Source organism: Pusillimonas sp., assembly GCF_044464525.1.
Classification (GTDB): Bacteria; Pseudomonadota; Gammaproteobacteria; order Burkholderiales; family Burkholderiaceae_B; genus Pusillimonas.
Map to the genome: position 1 here is coordinate 63,857 of NZ_JBIQLE010000006.1, position 16,589 is coordinate 80,445.

The 16,589-nt window shown below is 58.9% G+C and carries 12 protein-coding genes; 9 read left to right on the forward strand and 3 right to left on the reverse strand.

Annotation, left to right across the window (positions count from 1 at the left end):
• The first annotated feature begins 65 nt into the window (after nucleotides 1-65).
• Genes ACIY1O_RS05110 through ACIY1O_RS05140 form a run of 7 tightly spaced genes read left to right on the forward strand, consistent with a single transcriptional unit; the run spans nucleotide 66 to nucleotide 6,132 of the window.
• On the forward strand, nucleotides 66-1,775 hold the full coding sequence (locus ACIY1O_RS05110; protein WP_397474005.1) for a thiamine pyrophosphate-requiring protein: 1,710 nt from the start codon (nucleotides 66-68) through the stop codon (nucleotides 1,773-1,775).
• An 11-nt stretch (nucleotides 1,776-1,786) separates the two neighbouring features.
• Nucleotides 1,787-2,146, forward strand: a complete 360-nt coding sequence (locus ACIY1O_RS05115; RefSeq protein WP_397474006.1) for a RidA family protein — start codon at nucleotides 1,787-1,789, stop codon at nucleotides 2,144-2,146.
• A gap of 54 nt (nucleotides 2,147-2,200) precedes the next feature.
• Nucleotides 2,201-3,193 (forward strand): ABC transporter substrate-binding protein, encoded by a 993-nt coding sequence (locus tag ACIY1O_RS05120; RefSeq protein WP_397474007.1) that lies wholly within the window; start codon nucleotides 2,201-2,203, stop codon nucleotides 3,191-3,193.
• On the forward strand, nucleotides 3,190-3,990 hold the full coding sequence (locus tag ACIY1O_RS05125; protein WP_397474008.1) for an ABC transporter ATP-binding protein: 801 nt from the start codon (nucleotides 3,190-3,192) through the stop codon (nucleotides 3,988-3,990). The genes ACIY1O_RS05120 and ACIY1O_RS05125 overlap by 4 nt, the downstream gene beginning before the upstream one ends.
• Complete coding sequence (locus ACIY1O_RS05130; RefSeq protein ID WP_397474009.1) at nucleotides 3,983-4,756, forward strand: ABC transporter permease; 774 nt, start codon at nucleotides 3,983-3,985, stop codon at nucleotides 4,754-4,756. Before ACIY1O_RS05125 ends, ACIY1O_RS05130 begins: the two co-directional genes overlap by 8 nt.
• On the forward strand, nucleotides 4,753-5,508 hold the full coding sequence (locus tag ACIY1O_RS05135) for an ABC transporter permease (RefSeq protein ID WP_397474010.1): 756 nt from the start codon (nucleotides 4,753-4,755) through the stop codon (nucleotides 5,506-5,508). The genes ACIY1O_RS05130 and ACIY1O_RS05135 overlap by 4 nt, the downstream gene beginning before the upstream one ends.
• A 33-nt stretch (nucleotides 5,509-5,541) precedes the next feature.
• Nucleotides 5,542-6,132 (forward strand): MarR family winged helix-turn-helix transcriptional regulator, encoded by a 591-nt coding sequence (locus ACIY1O_RS05140; RefSeq protein ID WP_397474011.1) that lies wholly within the window; start codon nucleotides 5,542-5,544, stop codon nucleotides 6,130-6,132.
• A gap of 42 nt (nucleotides 6,133-6,174) precedes the next feature.
• Here the strand turns inward: ACIY1O_RS05140 and ACIY1O_RS05145 are convergent, their stop codons facing one another.
• Complete coding sequence (locus tag ACIY1O_RS05145) at nucleotides 6,175-6,402, reverse strand: glycine zipper 2TM domain-containing protein (protein ID WP_397474012.1); 228 nt, start codon at nucleotides 6,400-6,402, stop codon at nucleotides 6,175-6,177.
• Between the two features lie 363 nt (nucleotides 6,403-6,765).
• Nucleotides 6,766-8,439, reverse strand: a complete 1,674-nt coding sequence (gene ettA / locus ACIY1O_RS05150; protein ID WP_397474013.1) for an energy-dependent translational throttle protein EttA — start codon at nucleotides 8,437-8,439, stop codon at nucleotides 6,766-6,768.
• Between the two features lie 106 nt (nucleotides 8,440-8,545).
• On the opposite strand from ettA, the gene ACIY1O_RS05155 reads away from it, so the two are divergent.
• Complete coding sequence (locus ACIY1O_RS05155) at nucleotides 8,546-9,037, forward strand: hypothetical protein (protein ID WP_397474014.1); 492 nt, start codon at nucleotides 8,546-8,548, stop codon at nucleotides 9,035-9,037.
• Nucleotides 9,038-9,109: 72 nt separating this feature from the next.
• Here ACIY1O_RS05155 and ACIY1O_RS05160 read toward each other — a convergent pair whose 3' ends face one another.
• On the reverse strand, nucleotides 9,110-10,096 hold the full coding sequence (locus ACIY1O_RS05160) for a glycosyltransferase family 2 protein (protein ID WP_397474015.1): 987 nt from the start codon (nucleotides 10,094-10,096) through the stop codon (nucleotides 9,110-9,112).
• 373 nt (nucleotides 10,097-10,469) lie between these two features.
• On the opposite strand from ACIY1O_RS05160, the gene uvrA reads away from it, so the two are divergent.
• Entirely contained in the window at nucleotides 10,470-16,241 is a 5,772-nt protein-coding gene (uvrA, locus tag ACIY1O_RS05165; RefSeq protein WP_397474016.1) for an excinuclease ABC subunit UvrA, read from the forward strand.
• Nucleotides 16,242-16,589 lie beyond the last annotated feature (348 nt).

A 16,589-nucleotide genomic window follows, 5' to 3' on the forward strand; every position in this document is an offset into this window, starting at 1 on the left:
TTTATACAGTAAGCTGATTTAAAACATAAAAAACATTTTCATTTTTACAAAATAGAAAGATGGCCATGGTCAGCACTGCTCCAAATTCTGTCGCATATCGGTTTCTCACCGGACTTTCCGAAAGAGGAGTGCGTCATATCTTTGCCAACGCCGGCACCGACTTCGCTCCTTTGATAGAAGCCGAGCTTCTAGGCCGCCAGCACAACGCGGCCATGCCGCGTTTCATCAACGTTCCTCACGAACACACTGCGGTCACCGTCGCTCACGGAGCCCACCTCGTCGATGGTCAGCCACAGGTGGTCGGTGTGCATCACACTGTTGGAACGGCCAACACGCTCTCGGCCGTAATGACTGCAGCTCGTGAACGCATCCCGCTGCTTTTGTTCGCCGGCCGCACTCCTTCCACCGAACAGGGCCATATCGGCTCCAGAGATGTCGTAGTGCATTGGGGCACCGACACCTTTGACCAAGCCGGCATGCTGCGCGAATACACCAAGTGGGATCATGAATTACGCGAGGGGCAAAACATTGAAGATATTCTCGATCGCGCACTGGATATAGCACTCTCAGAGCCCTGCGGCCCGGTCTACCTGACTTTGCCCCGTGAGGTCCTGTCCGGCAACCCTGCTTTCAAGGCTATACCCGGGCGGAGGCGCACTGGTTCCCATGGCGCGGCACCCGACCACGACGCGATCGAGCATGTTACCGACTGGCTGCTTGAGTCTGACCACCCGGTCATCGTTACGTCGTCCGCAGGACGAGACCCGTCGATTCCGGAGATCTTGGCGCAGTTTGCCGAACAGGCCGCCGTTCCGGTCGTCGAGCATTACCCTCGCGCCGTCAACCTGTCGAGCAAACACCCTTTCCACGCAGGCTTCGATCCATCGGGCCTGGTCGCCGAAGCAGACCTGGTGATTGTGCTCGATTGCGAAGTGCCCTGGATTCCTCGCACAGTCGCCCCGCATGCTCACGCACGTATCGTTCATATCGGCGTCGATCCGCTTTATGCACGAATCCCGGTTCGGTCATTTCCTGTTGACAGCAGCATTACCGGACGGCCCGCGGCAGCGCTTCGCATGATGGCAGAATCTTTGCGTAGAAAATGCAATATCGACACGTCATCGATGGCGCGACGTCGAGAGCAAGCACAGTCTGAAGCGATACATCGTGCCGACTCGAACCCTGCCGCCACATGTCCGGCCCCAGACGACCGGATCGACGCTGCCGAACTCAGCGCCAGCCTGGGCAGGTTGATCGACAACGACATGATCGTGCTGAACGAGTACGGGCTCCAGCTGGAATCACTGGGCCTTACCAAAGCTGGCACATTTTTTAGCGCGGGTATCTCGGGCGCACTGGGTTGGACAGTCGCAGCGGCGATTGGCGTACAAATGGCCGCCCTAGACAAAACGGTAATCGCTGTTGTAGGAGACGGCTCTTATATTTTCGGCAATCCCGTATCGTGCCACTACCTGGCACAAGCCGAACAATTACCCATAATCACGATTGTCGTTAACAACGCCGGATACGCCGCTGTAAGCCGTGCCGTTGAAAGCGTATATCCCAACGGACTGGCGGCAAAAACGTCTGACATCCCTCTGGCCAGTTTTCATCCGCAACCTTCTTACGAAGGCGTGGCTTCCGCCTGTGGCGCTTATGCCGAAAGGGTCGAAACGCGACAGCAGTTGCATGACAGTCTCACCCACGCAATTCAAATAGCCCGTCGGGAACGTCGACAGGTATTACTTAACGTTATCTGCAACCCCACGTCCTGAAGGAGTGTCCAATGTCCGCCATTACCCGCAAACAACTCAACCCCCGTATGAGCCAGATCGTTGTGCATCAAGACATCGTCTACTTATCCGGACAGGTACATTCGAGGTATTTGGAAGAGTGCCCCCCGATCGAAGCGCAAACGGCTGAAGTACTGGCACGCATTGATGAGTTGCTTACCGAGGCGGGAACTGATCGATCCAAGCTTTTGACAGCCCAAATCTGGTTGGCCGACGTCGCTGAGTTCGAGCTTATGAACGCCGTATGGGAGCGCTGGATCGATCCAGAGAACCCACCGGCGCGCGCCACATGCGGCGTCACGCTGGGACACCCCAACGTGCGCGTTGAAATCACCGTTAGCGCGGCCATGTGACACGCCCCCGTTTTTTCGTCATGGCCCCACACCACAACATCCAGGAGACAAATCATGGGCTTGATTCAAACAGTACTTGCATCGGCTGTGCTGGCTGGCGCCGCAGTTTCCGCCTCTGCACAACCCATCCCCACAATCAAGGTTGCCTTCAACGCGCCAGGAGACGAAGCCAAATTGCTTATGCGCGAACACCCCGAATATTTTCCAGCTATCGGGCGCGACTACAAGATAGAGTGGCTACATCTGCAAGGTACGGCCACTGTGTCGCAAGCCTTGATAGTCGGCACAGCCGATTGCGGCATCAGCGCCCCATTGACACTCGCCCAAGGCATTATTGCCGCCGGGCTTCAGCCCGTACTGATCGGCGCGACAATCGGCGAATCTCCTACTTCGTTTACCAGTTACTGGGCGGTTAAAGAAGACTCGCCGATAAAAACGATACAAGACCTGAAAGGAAAAACAGTAGCGGTCAATACCATAGGCTCCCAATTGGATGCGTTCACTCGCATGTGGCTCAAGCAGAACGGCATCGACCCGCAACGGGGCGTCAATATTGCAGAGATTCCCTTCCCTCTTGCAGAAACCGCCTTACGGCAGGGTAGGGTTGACGCCATCATTCTGGTTCAACCTTTTGCATCGCGCGCTGAAGAAGCCGGCGGGCTACGTAAGCTGGGTGCGCAACGCGATGTACAGACCACGTTGCTAAACCTGATCGAAGTCTGCAGCAAGCGGTTCGTCGATGAGCACCCCGATGCCGCCGCCCAATACGCCAAGGATTTTGCTTCAGCCTCCAGCAGATTCTCGTCCGATAAAGAGGCTTCGATAAAACTGATCTCAAAAACCGTCAAACTGCCCGAGCCGGTGCTGAAAAGCTTTATGTTTACGGACAAAGATTATCAGCGCTACCCCGACGGTGCGATCGATATCGACTCCTTGCAACAGAGTTTTGATATTTTCCATGCCAACGGCTTTTTGGATAAAAAGCTGGACGCCAAAGCGTATATCCGGCCACAAATCAGTTTGACCACTCAGCCGGAGGCACAATGAACGCGACATCAATCGGCGCTAATCCAGCGCCGGCACTGTCCCTGGCACGGGTCGGCAAACAGTTTCCGGGCCCGGCCAACACATTCGTCGCCCTCGACAACATTAACCTGGACGTCAACGAAGGCGAGTTCATCTCGGTTCTGGGTCCCAGCGGCTGTGGAAAAAGCACATTGCTGTACATGATCGGCGGCTTCATACCGGTAAGTTCCGGCACAATCCTGGCCGGAGACACTCCGATAGCTGGCCCGGGCCGCGACCGAGGAGTGGTATTCCAGGATGCGGCGCTCTTCCCGTGGATGACCGTTCGCGCCAATATCGCCTACGGCTTGCTTGAGGGAGGCATGAGCCGCAAAGAAGCGAACCCTGCGATCGACGAGATGCTGTCGCTCGTTCACCTCGATAGTTTCGCTGATTTTTATCCAGGCCAATTGTCGGGGGGTATGCGACAGCGAGTCGCGATCGCCCGCACCTTGGCCTATGACCCACGCATTCTCTTGATGGACGAACCTTTCGGAGCCCTCGATGCCTACACTCGCAGCGTATTGCAAGACGAGTTATTACGAATCCACGATTCTCAGCGCAAAACCGTAGTGTTTATCACACACAGCGTGGATGAAGCAGTCTATCTTTCGGATCGGGTTGTCGTGCTCGACCGCTCACCCGGACGAGTACATAGCAACGTTGCCATCGATCTGCCCCGCCCACGGGTGCGTCAAGAGTTGCTGCGCAACCAAGTCTATCAAGACCATGTTATCGCGCTTGGCAACATCATGATGCATATGCATGCCCATGCGTGATTCACTGCGTACTTATCTCTCTGCCGAGCTCGTCTTCTATTATGTGTTGACCACTGCAATTTTATTCGGCTTTTGGCAGGGCGCCTCATGGCTTGTCCAGGCCGACTATCTCCCCAGTCCGCTCAAGGTCGTACCAAGACTCATAGAAATGCTGGGCAATGCGGAGCTCTGGCTTGCCCTGTTGGCCAGCTTGCAACGCTTGGTCATCAGCTTCGTTTGCGCCCTGGCCGGGGGCATTGTGGTGGGCCTTGCAATCGGTCGCTCTACACTGGCGCGAGGCCTTATCGAACCGCTGCTGGCCCTAAGCTACCCCATACCCAAGGCCGCCGTTCTGCCCATCGTGATGCTGTGGTTCGGCGCCGGCGACATATCGCAAGTATTCGTGATCGCCACCACCGCTACCCTTCCCATTATTTACCACACCGCCGACGGGTCAAGACGAGTCAACCAAAAACTTATCTGGGCGGCAAATTCCATGGGCAGCAATTCCATAACTTGTCTCCGGCGCGTCATTCTTCCCGCGACGCTGCCTGACATAGCCGCCGGCAGCCGCACCGGCATCATGATGGGATTGATTGTGATGGTAACCGCCGAGATGATCGCTCGCACCGACGGCGTCGGCAGCCTGCTGTTCGTGTATTTCGACATGGGGCAGAACGTGGATATGTATGCGCTGATCGTGTTACTTGGTATCGTCGGCCTGGCTCTGGATCGCCTGCTCGCCTGGCCGCTTCGCCGTCTTACTCACTGGGCAGCCTCGCGATGAACGAAGCCGCAACCTCCCCCCCACGCTGGCTGGGCCTAATCTCGATATTCACGGTACTGGCTATTTGGGAGGCCGCGTGTCGCATGGAGGCCATTCCGCCGGCGCTGCTGCCGTCGGTTTCGACCATTGCCTCACGGTTTTTTGTATTTTTAACTGACCCCTATCTGCTCACGCAACTAGGCACCACACTGCAACGCTTGGCGGCCGGGCTGACCTTGGCCATCGTTATCGGCGTAGTCGTTGGCATTATGGCTTCGATGTACCGACCCACGTCGAAAATACTGGAAATCGTGATCGGCATACTTGCCCCATTGCCTAAAATTGCGCTCTACCCGGCACTGTTGTTGACCCTGGGTTTCGATCATGCTCCAAAAATAGCCTTGGTCGCTATCGACGCATTGTTTCCGATTCTGATCGCCACTTTTCAAGCCGTACGGTTAATGGATTCCAAACTGCTTTGGTCTGCCTCGTCGATGGGCACTACCCGCTTAAGCAGCGTATATAAAATTGTTCTGCCGGCGTGCTTGCCCGCTGTCCTCACAGGGATAAGAATCGGCGCGGTTATCGCTTGCATCGTCGTCCTGCTTGCAGAAATGCTGGCCTCTACCAATGGTTTGGGCCATGTGCTGGTGTCGGCGTCCCGTAGTTTTCGCAGCGCCGATATGTTCGTGCCCATTATCATTATGTCGTTGATTGGATTTAGTCTGGACAAAGGCCTGGCATTCCTTGCTCGCAAATCAGCACACCGCTAAATACGAGATCTCGACTTAAGGCAAAATAAACGCATGGATTCTCCTGAACAACCCATAGTTCCCGCCCCCAAGACAAGGCAACGCGCCCGTCGGCCATCGAAACTGCCGTTCTCAGTACCCGCTTATCCACGGCCCAGCGACAAAGAAGTAGAGAAAATGTATGCCGAGATGTTCACCGGGCATTTTTTCGATGAGTATCTGGCCGCACTTTTAGCTCGCGCGAGCGCTGCAGTATCGGCCGAATTCAATGAAGACATTACTCGCGCCGGCCTGCCTGTTCTACATTGGCGCGTTCTGGCTACGCTGCATGATGTCGACAATATGGCGATGTCACAGATAGCCGAGCTAACTCTAATCCCGCTACCGTCACTAACCCGGCTCATCCAGCGGCTCGTGACAAGCGGTGACGTCCTAACCACAAAGGCTCCGGGTGATCGACGCACAACCTGGGTGTGCATTACGCCAGAAGGCCGCGACAAAGTCAGCGGCCTTCTTGCCATGGCAAAAGAACGGCAACGTACGTTCCTGGAAGGCGACTTGCACGCCGAAGCGCTAAAAAAATCGCTACAGCACCTGATCGCCTTCTGTGCAGCGCGTCGCAGACGACCAACTATTATTACGTGATTCGTCGTTCTGGCGCCTGAGTATCCGTTAGCCGCTTGGCATTTACCGGTTTTTACCTATCTGGTCGCCGATGACACCGCCGATTGCGGCGCCGCCGACCGTGCCAAGCACGCCGCCGTTGGAGATCACCGCGCCGGCAACACCACCAACGCCCGCCCCAGTGACAGTGCTTTTCTGGCGACCGCTCATGTTGTCCCAAGAGGAACATCCCGCAGTGGCTATCGCCACCAAGCCAATGGCCGCCCACTTGGTAAATTGATGCGCTTTCATGTGTGTACTCCCGTTTTTTAACAGTCTTGGATTCACCTTAACCGGTTTGACGCCTTTGGAAAAGCCCAATTGTTAGCATCAGAAAATGCTGTATCAGGGCGCGCGCCCAAGTCTATTTCAGGAAACCAGCAATTAGCTTGCCCAGGCACGAGACGACCACGACGGGAATGACCGCCTTGAGTAGATACAACCGCCTTAAGTAGATTGGCCGCCTCGAGGCAACGCTTAAAGACTCAAATCAACGCTAAACAATCGCCCGACCGCGCAAGGCCTCTGTCATGAGACACCGGTCGGTAAATATTCGCATCGCGCGGTGATTTCACCTTGTGATCACTTACAAAAAACTGACAACTGTAACCAACACTACTTCAAGGCTTTGTAGCGTAAACGCCGCGGCTTGGCGGCTTCCTCGCCCAGGCGTTCGCGTTTGTCAGCCTCGTATTCTTGATAGTTGCCATCGAAGAACACCACCTGTGAGTCTCCCTCGAAAGCCAGGATATGAGTGGCGATGCGATCGAGAAACCAACGGTCGTGGCTGATTACCATGACCGTACCGGCGAATTCGAGCAAAGCGTCTTCGAGGGCGCGCAGGGTTTCAACGTCCAAGTCGTTGGAAGGCTCGTCCAGCAGCAACACGTTGCCGCCCGAAATAAGCGTTTTGGCCAGGTGGAAACGACCGCGCTCTCCACCCGACAAATTGCCCACCCGCTTGTTCTGGTCTCCGCCCTTGAAGTTGAAGCGGCCCAGGTAGGCTCGCGACGACATTTCAAATTTGCCGATGGTGATCAGGTCGGCACCGTCAGACAGGGCCTCGAATACGGTTTTTTCGTCGGGCAGCGACTCGCGCGATTGATCCACGTAGGCGAGCTGCACCGTCTGGCCGATCTTGACCTCGCCCGAATCGGGCTGGTCTTTGCCCGCAATCATGCGAAACAAAGTGGACTTTCCCGCGCCGTTGGCGCCGATGATGCCGACAATGGCCCCGGCAGGCACCCGGAAGCTGAGATCGTCGATCAACAGCCGGTCACCGAAGCCCTTGGACACGTTCTGGAACTCGATCACCTCATTGCCCAGACGCTCGGCCACCGGAATGAAGATTTCCTGTGTTTCATTGCGCTTCTGGTAGTCGTGCGATGAAAGCTCTTCGAATCGGGACAACCTGGCCTTGGCTTTGGCCTGGCGTCCCTTGGGGTTTTGCCTTACCCACTCGAGTTCTTTTGCGATGGTGCGTTGGCGGGCCGATTCGGCGGCTTCTTCTTGCTTGAGACGCTGTTCTTTCTGCTCAAGCCACGAGGTGTAATTGCCCTTCCAGGGAATGCCGTGACCGCGGTCAAGTTCAAGAATCCAGTCGGCGGCATTGTCGAGGAAATAGCGGTCGTGGGTAACCGCCACGACCGTGCCGGGAAACTTGCGCAGGAACACTTCGAGCCATTCGACACTTTCTGCATCCAGGTGGTTGGTGGGCTCGTCCAGCAGCAACATGTCGGGTTTGGCCAGCAACAGGCGGCACAACGCCACCCGCCTTTTCTCGCCCCCCGACAAATTACCGACCACGGCTTCCCACGGCGGCAGCCGCAGCGCATCGGCGGCAATGTCCATTTGATGTTCAATATCGTCTGATCCACTGGAAGCAGCGGCGGCGATGACAGCCTCGAGCTCGGCCTGCTCGGCCGCCAGGGCGTCGAAATCCGCGTCCGGCTCGGCATAGGCGGCGTACACTTCGTCCAGCCGCTTGCGGGCTGAAACCAGTTCCCCCAGGCCTTCTTCGACGGATTCTCGCACCGTGTGCTCGGCATTAAGCACGGGTTCTTGCTCGAGATAGCCGATTTTGATGCCGGGCATCGGAATGGCTTCGCCTTCGATCTCGCGGTCTACGCCTGCCATGATGCGCAGCAAGGTCGATTTGCCCGCGCCATTCAAGCCCAGGACGCCGATCTTGGCGCCGGGAAAAAAGGATAGAGAGATGTCGCGCAGGATTTGCCGCTTGGGAGGCACGATCTTGCCGACCCGATTCATTGTAAAGACGTATTGGGCCATGACTTCAGTTTGATTGGATATGCTTGGAAAAGACAGATTGTAGGCCGAGTCCCGGAATAAAGCCGACATGGACTAAAATGAAAGCCGCTTTCAAACTCCGACCATCATGTCCATACCCGACCAAGACACTCCCCTCATTTTCACCCCCGACGAGCTCGACATGCTGGGCCGCACGGCCGACGCGCTAAGCGCCTACATGGGCAAGCCGGTACTGGCAGAAGTGGTTGACGCCGGCGAAACCGGGTTCGAATGGGTGCTGTTTGCTGTTCCGCTCGAAACCAACGAAGACGCGCGCGAACTGGTAACCGTGCAGGTAGGCGGCCCTGGCTCACGCATCGTCGGCAATAAAGGCGGCCTCAACATGGCAAAGGACGAGGTCTATCAGTGCAGATATCTATGGGCCATCCAGCTATCCGACATCGAGGGCGTTCGCTTCATCAAGGTTGACGAAGAAGGCGACGAAGTGGCCTGGAGCGACGACCTGGGCACCATGCTCCCATTCGCGCTGGGTAATGAGCCGCCGCCCCTTGACGACGACAACGAAATCGACGATGGCATAAACCCGGAACCGTCCGGGCTGCCTCCCACCCTGCACTAAATATGGCTGCCCGCCGGATGCGGCCTTAATTTACAGGAACCACGGCTTGGCGCGTACACTGCGCGCCCCGCTTCAATGCCGCCCGGCTCGGGCCTTCACGCCCAAGGCCTGCGGCCGTGAAGCCCGGATATCCCGCAAGTAAAGCGCCGCGCCGACCGGCCACATCAACGCAACCAGCAGCCGACTGCGCAAACCGGATAAAGAGCGTCCACGTGGAAGCTGCTGGCCGTTTCGTTTTACGTGCAGCGCAAAGCGGGTATAGCGGGCGGCTGCAGCCAGGAATTCTTGCGGCCGATAGCGAAACCAGGGCAGGCACTCGACGACGGTATCGCGCGCCAGCAGCCATAAGCCTTGCGCATGAGGCGCACCGCCTGTCTCACGGCTGTGGTGTGTAAGCGTATCGCCACTTTCGCCGCCGCTTTCGAAATACACGCGAAAGACCTGATTGAGGAATCGGGTGCGATAGCCCGCACGCGCCATGGCGCGCCACACCAGGCTTTCGGGAACAAAGCCGGGAATATCCTCGGGAAAGGGAAAGCGCCTTAGCACGTCGGTGCGCATGCAGCCGAACTTCTCGCCCTTGACGTGATGCTTGAAAGACATGTCGATGGCCGTGGTATCGAAGACGTCGGCAGGAAACATGTCGCCCACGATGTGCCCGTCGGGGCGGGCGCACAAGCCGGTAATGGCTACGAAAGTCGACCGCTCGGAAGGCTCCATCGCGCTCCATGCCTGCGCCATGACATAGAGTGCGTTCATGTCGAGGCTATCGTCACTGTCGAGCGCCACAATCAGTTCGCCGCGCGCTTCCCGCACGCCCCGATTGAACGCTGCTTTTTTATGCGCATTCGGCTGCCACTCGTAGCGTATGGGGAAACTGGCCCGCTGCTGCCAGCCCATGACAAGCTCGCGCGTGTTGTCAGTAGACCCGTCGTCGACCACCAGCCATTCGAAATCCTGGAAGGTTTGCTCAGCCAGAGAGTCGTACACCCGCGCCAGTGTATGGGCACGGTTGTATGTTGGAGTAAGTACGGTGAAAAGATGGCGTCGAGAGGACATAATTGTTTTCGTTATGCATCGTCAATTTGCTCATGCCCGTCCGCATGCATGAACTCATGATAGGCCAAAAAAAAACCATGAGCGGAAAACTCATGGTTTTTTTGCCTTTGCAACATGAAGACACAGATTAAGCGCGCTTCACTTTCTCGAGCATTTTGAAAACACCCTTGGGCGAGTTCACAAAAAGGCGCTTAAAGGCCTTGCCCAAGCACCGACGCTCTAGCGTATTGCGCCGCGTCCGTTTGATTTCTGCCATTGACAGCTCCCGTAAAATAAACTTCTGGAATAACCCCTCATTCTATCGTACACCGGTACTTTCCTCAAAATGTCTTGCTCCAAGGCAATCCGGGCGCGAAAGTCATACCATATCGTCATGAGTTCACATATTCGCATTTTCGGCGCGCGCCAGAACAACCTCAAGAACCTCGATGTCACCATCAACACGGGCGAACTTACCGTCCTGACCGGCGTGTCGGGCTCGGGCAAGAGTTCTCTGGCCTTCGACACACTCTATGCCGAAGGCCAGCGGCGCTACGTGGAAACCTTTTCGCCCTACGCCCGCCAGTTCCTCGACCGCATGGACAAGCCTCAGGTGGACCGCATCGAGGGCATATTGCCGGCCATCGCCATCGATCAGGTCAACCCGGTGCGCAATTCGCGCAGCACGGTCGGCACCATGTCAGAGCTCAACGATCACCTCAAGCTGCTGTACGCGCGACTGGGCCGGCTGTACTGCCAATGCTGCGGCCGCCAGGTCGAGCGAGACAGCCCCCAGTCGATATTTGCGCGGCTCACCGAACTGACCCAGGCCGACGATCCGCGACTGGCCATCACGTTTCCAGTGACGATACCCGCCAACTTTACCGAAGATGAAGTGGTCGGCTACCTGAACCAGCAGGGTTATACGCGCATCCATCACGAAGAAAGTGTGCGTGCGCCGGCCCAGGCCCCAGCAAAGAAACGGGGCAAGAGCGGCTCCAAGGCTGCGGCCCAGCCCGAAAAACTGCGTGTGCTGCACGTAATTCAGGATCGCTTCCGCTTCGGCAATGCCGAGTCCGAGCGCGTCATGGAAGCGCTGGATGCGGCGCTGAAACAAGGCAACGGCCACCTGACCATCTACGCTTCACAGCCAGACAGCGACACCGAGACGGCATGGCGCTTCAGCAACCAACTGCATTGCGCACACTGCAATATCGAATATACCCAGGCCCAGCCCAGCGCATTTTCCTTCAACTCTCCTTTGGGCGCCTGCGAGGCTTGCCGGGGTTTTGGCCGCGTGATGGGCATCGACTACGGCCTGGTTGTTCCCGACGAAAAGAAAACCTTGCGCGACGGCGCCGTCAAGCCATGGCAAACGAAAAGCTATAAAGAATGCCAGACCGAGATGGAGCAATACGCCCCTGCGGCCGGCGTGCGCCTGGACGTGCCCTGGCACGACTTGAGCGAGGCCGAAAAAGAATGGGTGGTGGGCGGCACGCCAGACTGGAAGGGCGGTCCCCGCGCCTGGAAGACGCAGTGGTACGGCGCCCAGCGCTTTTTCGACTGGTTGGAGTCGCGAGCCTACAAGATGCACGTACGCGTCCTGCTATCCAAGTATCGAAGCTACACGCCCTGCCCCGCCTGCGGCGGCTCGCGGCTGAAGCCCGACACCACACTGTGGCGCCTGGGAGATGAGCGCGCGACGCCGGACAATTCCTATCCCCGGTTCATGCCCGTCCATGCGCATTGGACGCGTGAGCAACTCGACCAGCTTCCGGGCCTGAGCGTCCACGATCTGATGGGCCTTCCCATCGAAAGGGTGCGCAATTTCTTTGACACGCTAAGCTTTGGCGACAAAATGGACGCCGCCATCGACCTGCTGATGGATGAAGTGCGGTCCCGCCTCAAGTTCCTGTGCGACGTGGGCCTGGGCTACCTGTCTCTCGACCGGCAAAGCCGTACGCTCTCGGGCGGCGAGGTCCAGCGCATCAACCTGACCACAGCGCTGGGCACCTCGTTGGTCAATACTCTGTTCGTGCTGGACGAACCGTCCATCGGCCTACATCCTCGGGACATCCATCGCATAGTCCAGGTCATGCATCGTCTGCGCGACAATGGCAACACCCTGGTCGTCGTCGAACACGACCCGCAAGTCATGGCGGCGGCGAACCGCATCATGGACGTGGGCCCCGGACCAGGCGAACGCGGCGGCCAGATCATTTTCGATGGCACGCCCGAAGGCCTGCGCAACAGCCACACTCTTACCGGCGACTATCTGGCTGGCAGGCTGTCCGTCGAAGCGCCCCGGCCCATGCCGGTAGCCGACAACACGCCGCGCCTGTTGCTGGAAGGTGTCACCGCCAATAATCTGCAAGACATCTCCGTGTCGATTCCATTGGGCCGCCTGGTGTGCCTGACCGGGGTATCGGGGTCGGGCAAATCCACCCTGGTGCAAGATGTGCTTTATCCCGCCTTGCTCAAGCAGCAGGGCAAACCGGTCGAGGCGCCGGGAGCGCATCGCCACCTGTTGGGCGCCGAGCAAATCGCCGACGTCGTCATGGTCGACCAGACTCCCATCGGCAAGACGGCCCGCTCGAATCCCGCCAGCTTCGTCGGCGCGTTCGACGCAATACGCAAGCTTTTCGCGCAAGCGCCGCTGGCCAAAGAGCGCGGCTATACACCGGGCACCTTCAGCTTCAACACCGGCGACGGCCGCTGCCCCACTTGCGGCGGTACAGGCTTCGAGCACGTCGAAATGCAATTCCTTTCCGACGTCTACCTACGCTGCCCCGATTGCGACGGCAAGCGCTTCCGGCCCGAAGTACTGGAAGTGCGGGTCGAACACCTTGGCCGCAGCGCATCCATCGACCAAGTGCTGGACATGACCGTCAGCGAAGCGCTGGAGTTCTTCAATGGGCTGCGCGATGTGCAGTACGGACTGGCCCCATTGGCGGACGTTGGGCTGGAATATGTCCGCCTGGGCCAACCCGTGCCGACTCTATCCGGGGGCGAAGCACAGCGACTCAAGCTGGCCGGCCACTTGGCCGCGGCCGCCCGCGGCGGCATATCCACCGCCAAGGTGGCCAAGAAGGGCAGCCTGTTCCTGTTCGACGAACCCACGACCGGCCTGCATTTTGACGACATCGCCCGCCTGATGCGCGCCTTCCGCAAGCTGCTCGCGGCCGGTCACTCGCTATTGATTATCGAGCACAACCTGGACGTCATTCGGGCCGCCGACTGGCTGATAGACCTGGGCCCGGAGGGCGGCGACGCGGGCGGCTGCATCGTTGGCGTAGGAACGCCCCGCCAGCTTATGGACAACCCCGCCTCGTATACCGGTCGGGCGTTGAGCGAGTACGCCGACGACGTGCTATCGCCCGCCCCAGGCTCCTCCGGTGCCGATCGCGCCGCCAAAGTGACTGAGCCGGCGCTCTCTTATTCCGACGAACGCGGCACGCCTCTGCAATCAGTATTGCGCCGGGGCCGAGACGCGGCGCCCAGCATAGACATCGTCAACGCGCGCGAACACAACTTGAAGGGAATCGACGTTTCCATTCCCCGCAATACCTTCACCGTCGTCACGGGCGTCTCGGGCTCAGGCAAATCCACACTGGCATTCGACATCTTGTTCAACGAAGGCCAACGGCGCTATCTCGAATCGCTTAACGCCTACGCGCGCGCCATCGTCCAGCCGGCGGGAAAGCCCGACGTCGACGCCATCTACGGCATCCCACCCACCGTGGCGATCGAGCAGCGCACCAGCCGGGGCGGCCGTAAGTCCACGGTCGCCACCATGACCGAGATCCATCACTTCCTGCGTCTGCTGTATGTCAAGCTTGGCACCCAGATGTGCCCCGATTGCCACGTACCCGTGCAGCCGCAGACGGCCGAGCAGATCGCCGCCCAGCTTCTGCGAGACTACAAGGGCCAGCATATCGGCCTTCTGGCGCCGCTGGTAACCGCGCGCAAGGGCTACTACACCGACCTGGCAAAATGGGCGGCCTCCAAGGGCCACACCCATCTGCGCGTGGACGGCGAGTTCATCCCTGTTTCGCCCTGGCCCCGCCTTGATCGCTACAAAGAACACACCATAGAACTGCCCATCGCCGACCTGGTGATTGACCCGCGTCATGAACTACAGCTACGCCAGGCCATACGCCAAGCGCTGGAACATGGGCACGGCGCCTTGAACGTCCTGCCCGGCCTTACCGCCGACACAGCGGATTCAATCGAAGCGCGCCGCGCCGGCGGCCTGGACGATTCGGCTCTGCAGACCCTGAGCTTCTCGGTCAAGCGGGCCTGCCCTTGCTGCGGAACCAGCTTTCCCGAACCTGATCCTCGCCTTTTCTCATACAACTCCAAGCACGGCTGGTGCCCGGGCTGCTTCGGCACCGGCTTGCAATTAAAAGGATTCGACGCAGAGCAGACCGGCGAGGAGACAAGCTGGAACGCCTGGTATGACGGCCCCGCCCCCACCTGCCCCACCTGCGATGGCGAGCGCCTGAACCGAGTCGCCCGCGCCTTCCTGTGGCGGGACCGTTCCATTGCTCAGTTTGCCGCACTGTCCGTTTCCGAGGCCTACACATTCTTCAGGGCCCTGGTGTCGCGCGGGCGCGAAGAAGAGATTTCCCGCGACATCCTGACGGAAATCCGCAGCCGGCTCGACTTCATGCAAGAGGTCGGCCTGGGCTACCTGGCCCTTGACCGCGCCGCACCCACCCTTTCGGGCGGCGAAGCACAACGCATTCGCCTTGCCGCCCAACTAGGCTCAAACCTGCAGGGCGTCTGCTATGTGCTGGACGAACCCACCATCGGACTGCACCCGCGTGACAATCGCATCCTGCTCAACGCCCTGGCCCGGCTCGAGAAGAACGGCAACACGCTTGTGGTGGTCGAGCATGACGAAGACACCATACGGCGCGCCTCGCACGTTATCGACATCGGCCCTGGCGCAGGCGTGCGTGGCGGACGCGTGGTCGCCCAAGGCACGGTGCACGAAGTCATGGAATCGCCGGATTCTCTGACGGGAAAATACCTGCGCCATCCGCTCGTCCATCCCTTGCAGCCGCGCCGCCCCGTTGACGACAACACGGCCATGATCACCGTACGCGGCGCCCACTTGCACAACCTGCACAATGTCGACGCCCATATTCCCATCGGCCGCCTCAGCGTCGTCACCGGTGTCTCGGGCTCGGGCAAATCCACTCTGGCACGAGATGTTCTGCTGGACAATCTCGCCCACGCAGTCGCTTCCCGGGGTGAGGTCAGTTGGCAAGGCTGCGTCGGCATCGAAGGTTGGGAACCCATCGACCGGGTGCTTGAAGTCGACCAAACCCCCATTGGCAAGACGCCCCGCTCCTGCCCGGCCACCTACGTCGGCTTCTGGAACGATGTGCGCAAACTGTTTGCCGAGACGCGCGATGCTCGAGTACGCGGCTGGACCGCCGCGCGCTTCTCGTTCAACACCGGCGACGGTCGCTGTCCCATCTGCGAAGGCCAGGGCATGCGCACGATAGAAATGAGCTTCCTGCCCGATGTAAAAGTACCTTGCGACGCGTGCAATGGCGAACGCTTCAATCGCGACACCCTCGGCGTTACCTGGGGGAACAAGAACGCGGGCGAGGTCCTGAAGCTCGAAGTGGACGACGCCATCGAGTATTTCGCCGCGCACTCACGCATATGGCGCCCCTTGAGATTGATGCAGGACGTCGGCTTGGGTTATCTGACCTTGGGCCAGCCCTCGCCCACTCTCTCGGGTGGCGAGGCGCAGCGAATCAAGCTGGTTACCGAACTCACCAAGGCCAGGCTGACTGACGGGGTGATAAAAACCGGCCGAGCCTCGCGAATTCCACATACCTTGTATGTTTTGGACGAACCGACAGTGGGTCTGTCGATGGCCGACGTCGAAAAACTGATCCACGTATTACACCGCCTGGTCGAAGCTGGCAACACGGTAGTGGTGATCGAACACAACCTGGACGTAATCGCCGAAGCGGACTGGATCGTAGACATGGGCCCGGAAGGCGGAACCGGCGGCGGCCGCCTGGTCGCGGCAGGAACACCGGAGCATGTCATGGAACTGAAGGACACGTCGCATACGGGGACGGTACTGGCCGAGTTCATGCAAACCACCGGATCTGTAGTGTCCGAGGCGCAGGCTAACTAACCTCTTTGTGGCGCCGTTGGTTCTAAATCCGCCCCCGCGCTGCGGGTACTGGTTGGAGCGGCCGGTGCCTTGCTCGAAGGCTGCCCATGAACGACCATGTCACAACGACTCGTGAGTTCTCACAGTTCTAGGCATCATGAGGCGCGGGGTGGGGCTGTGTAAAGGGGCGACGTCCGACCAAGCCGAGCACCCTGTCAATTTTGGGGAGGCAAGCCCGGAACTGTTTGAGCGGGCAGCTTGGCGGACCACTGGTCCGCCGCCCGCGAGTTTTTCGGGCGCCCCAAAATTGACAGGGTGGGAGGGAAGCCGGCAAAGCCGGCCGCAGGGAGCGGCGCCCCTTTACACAGC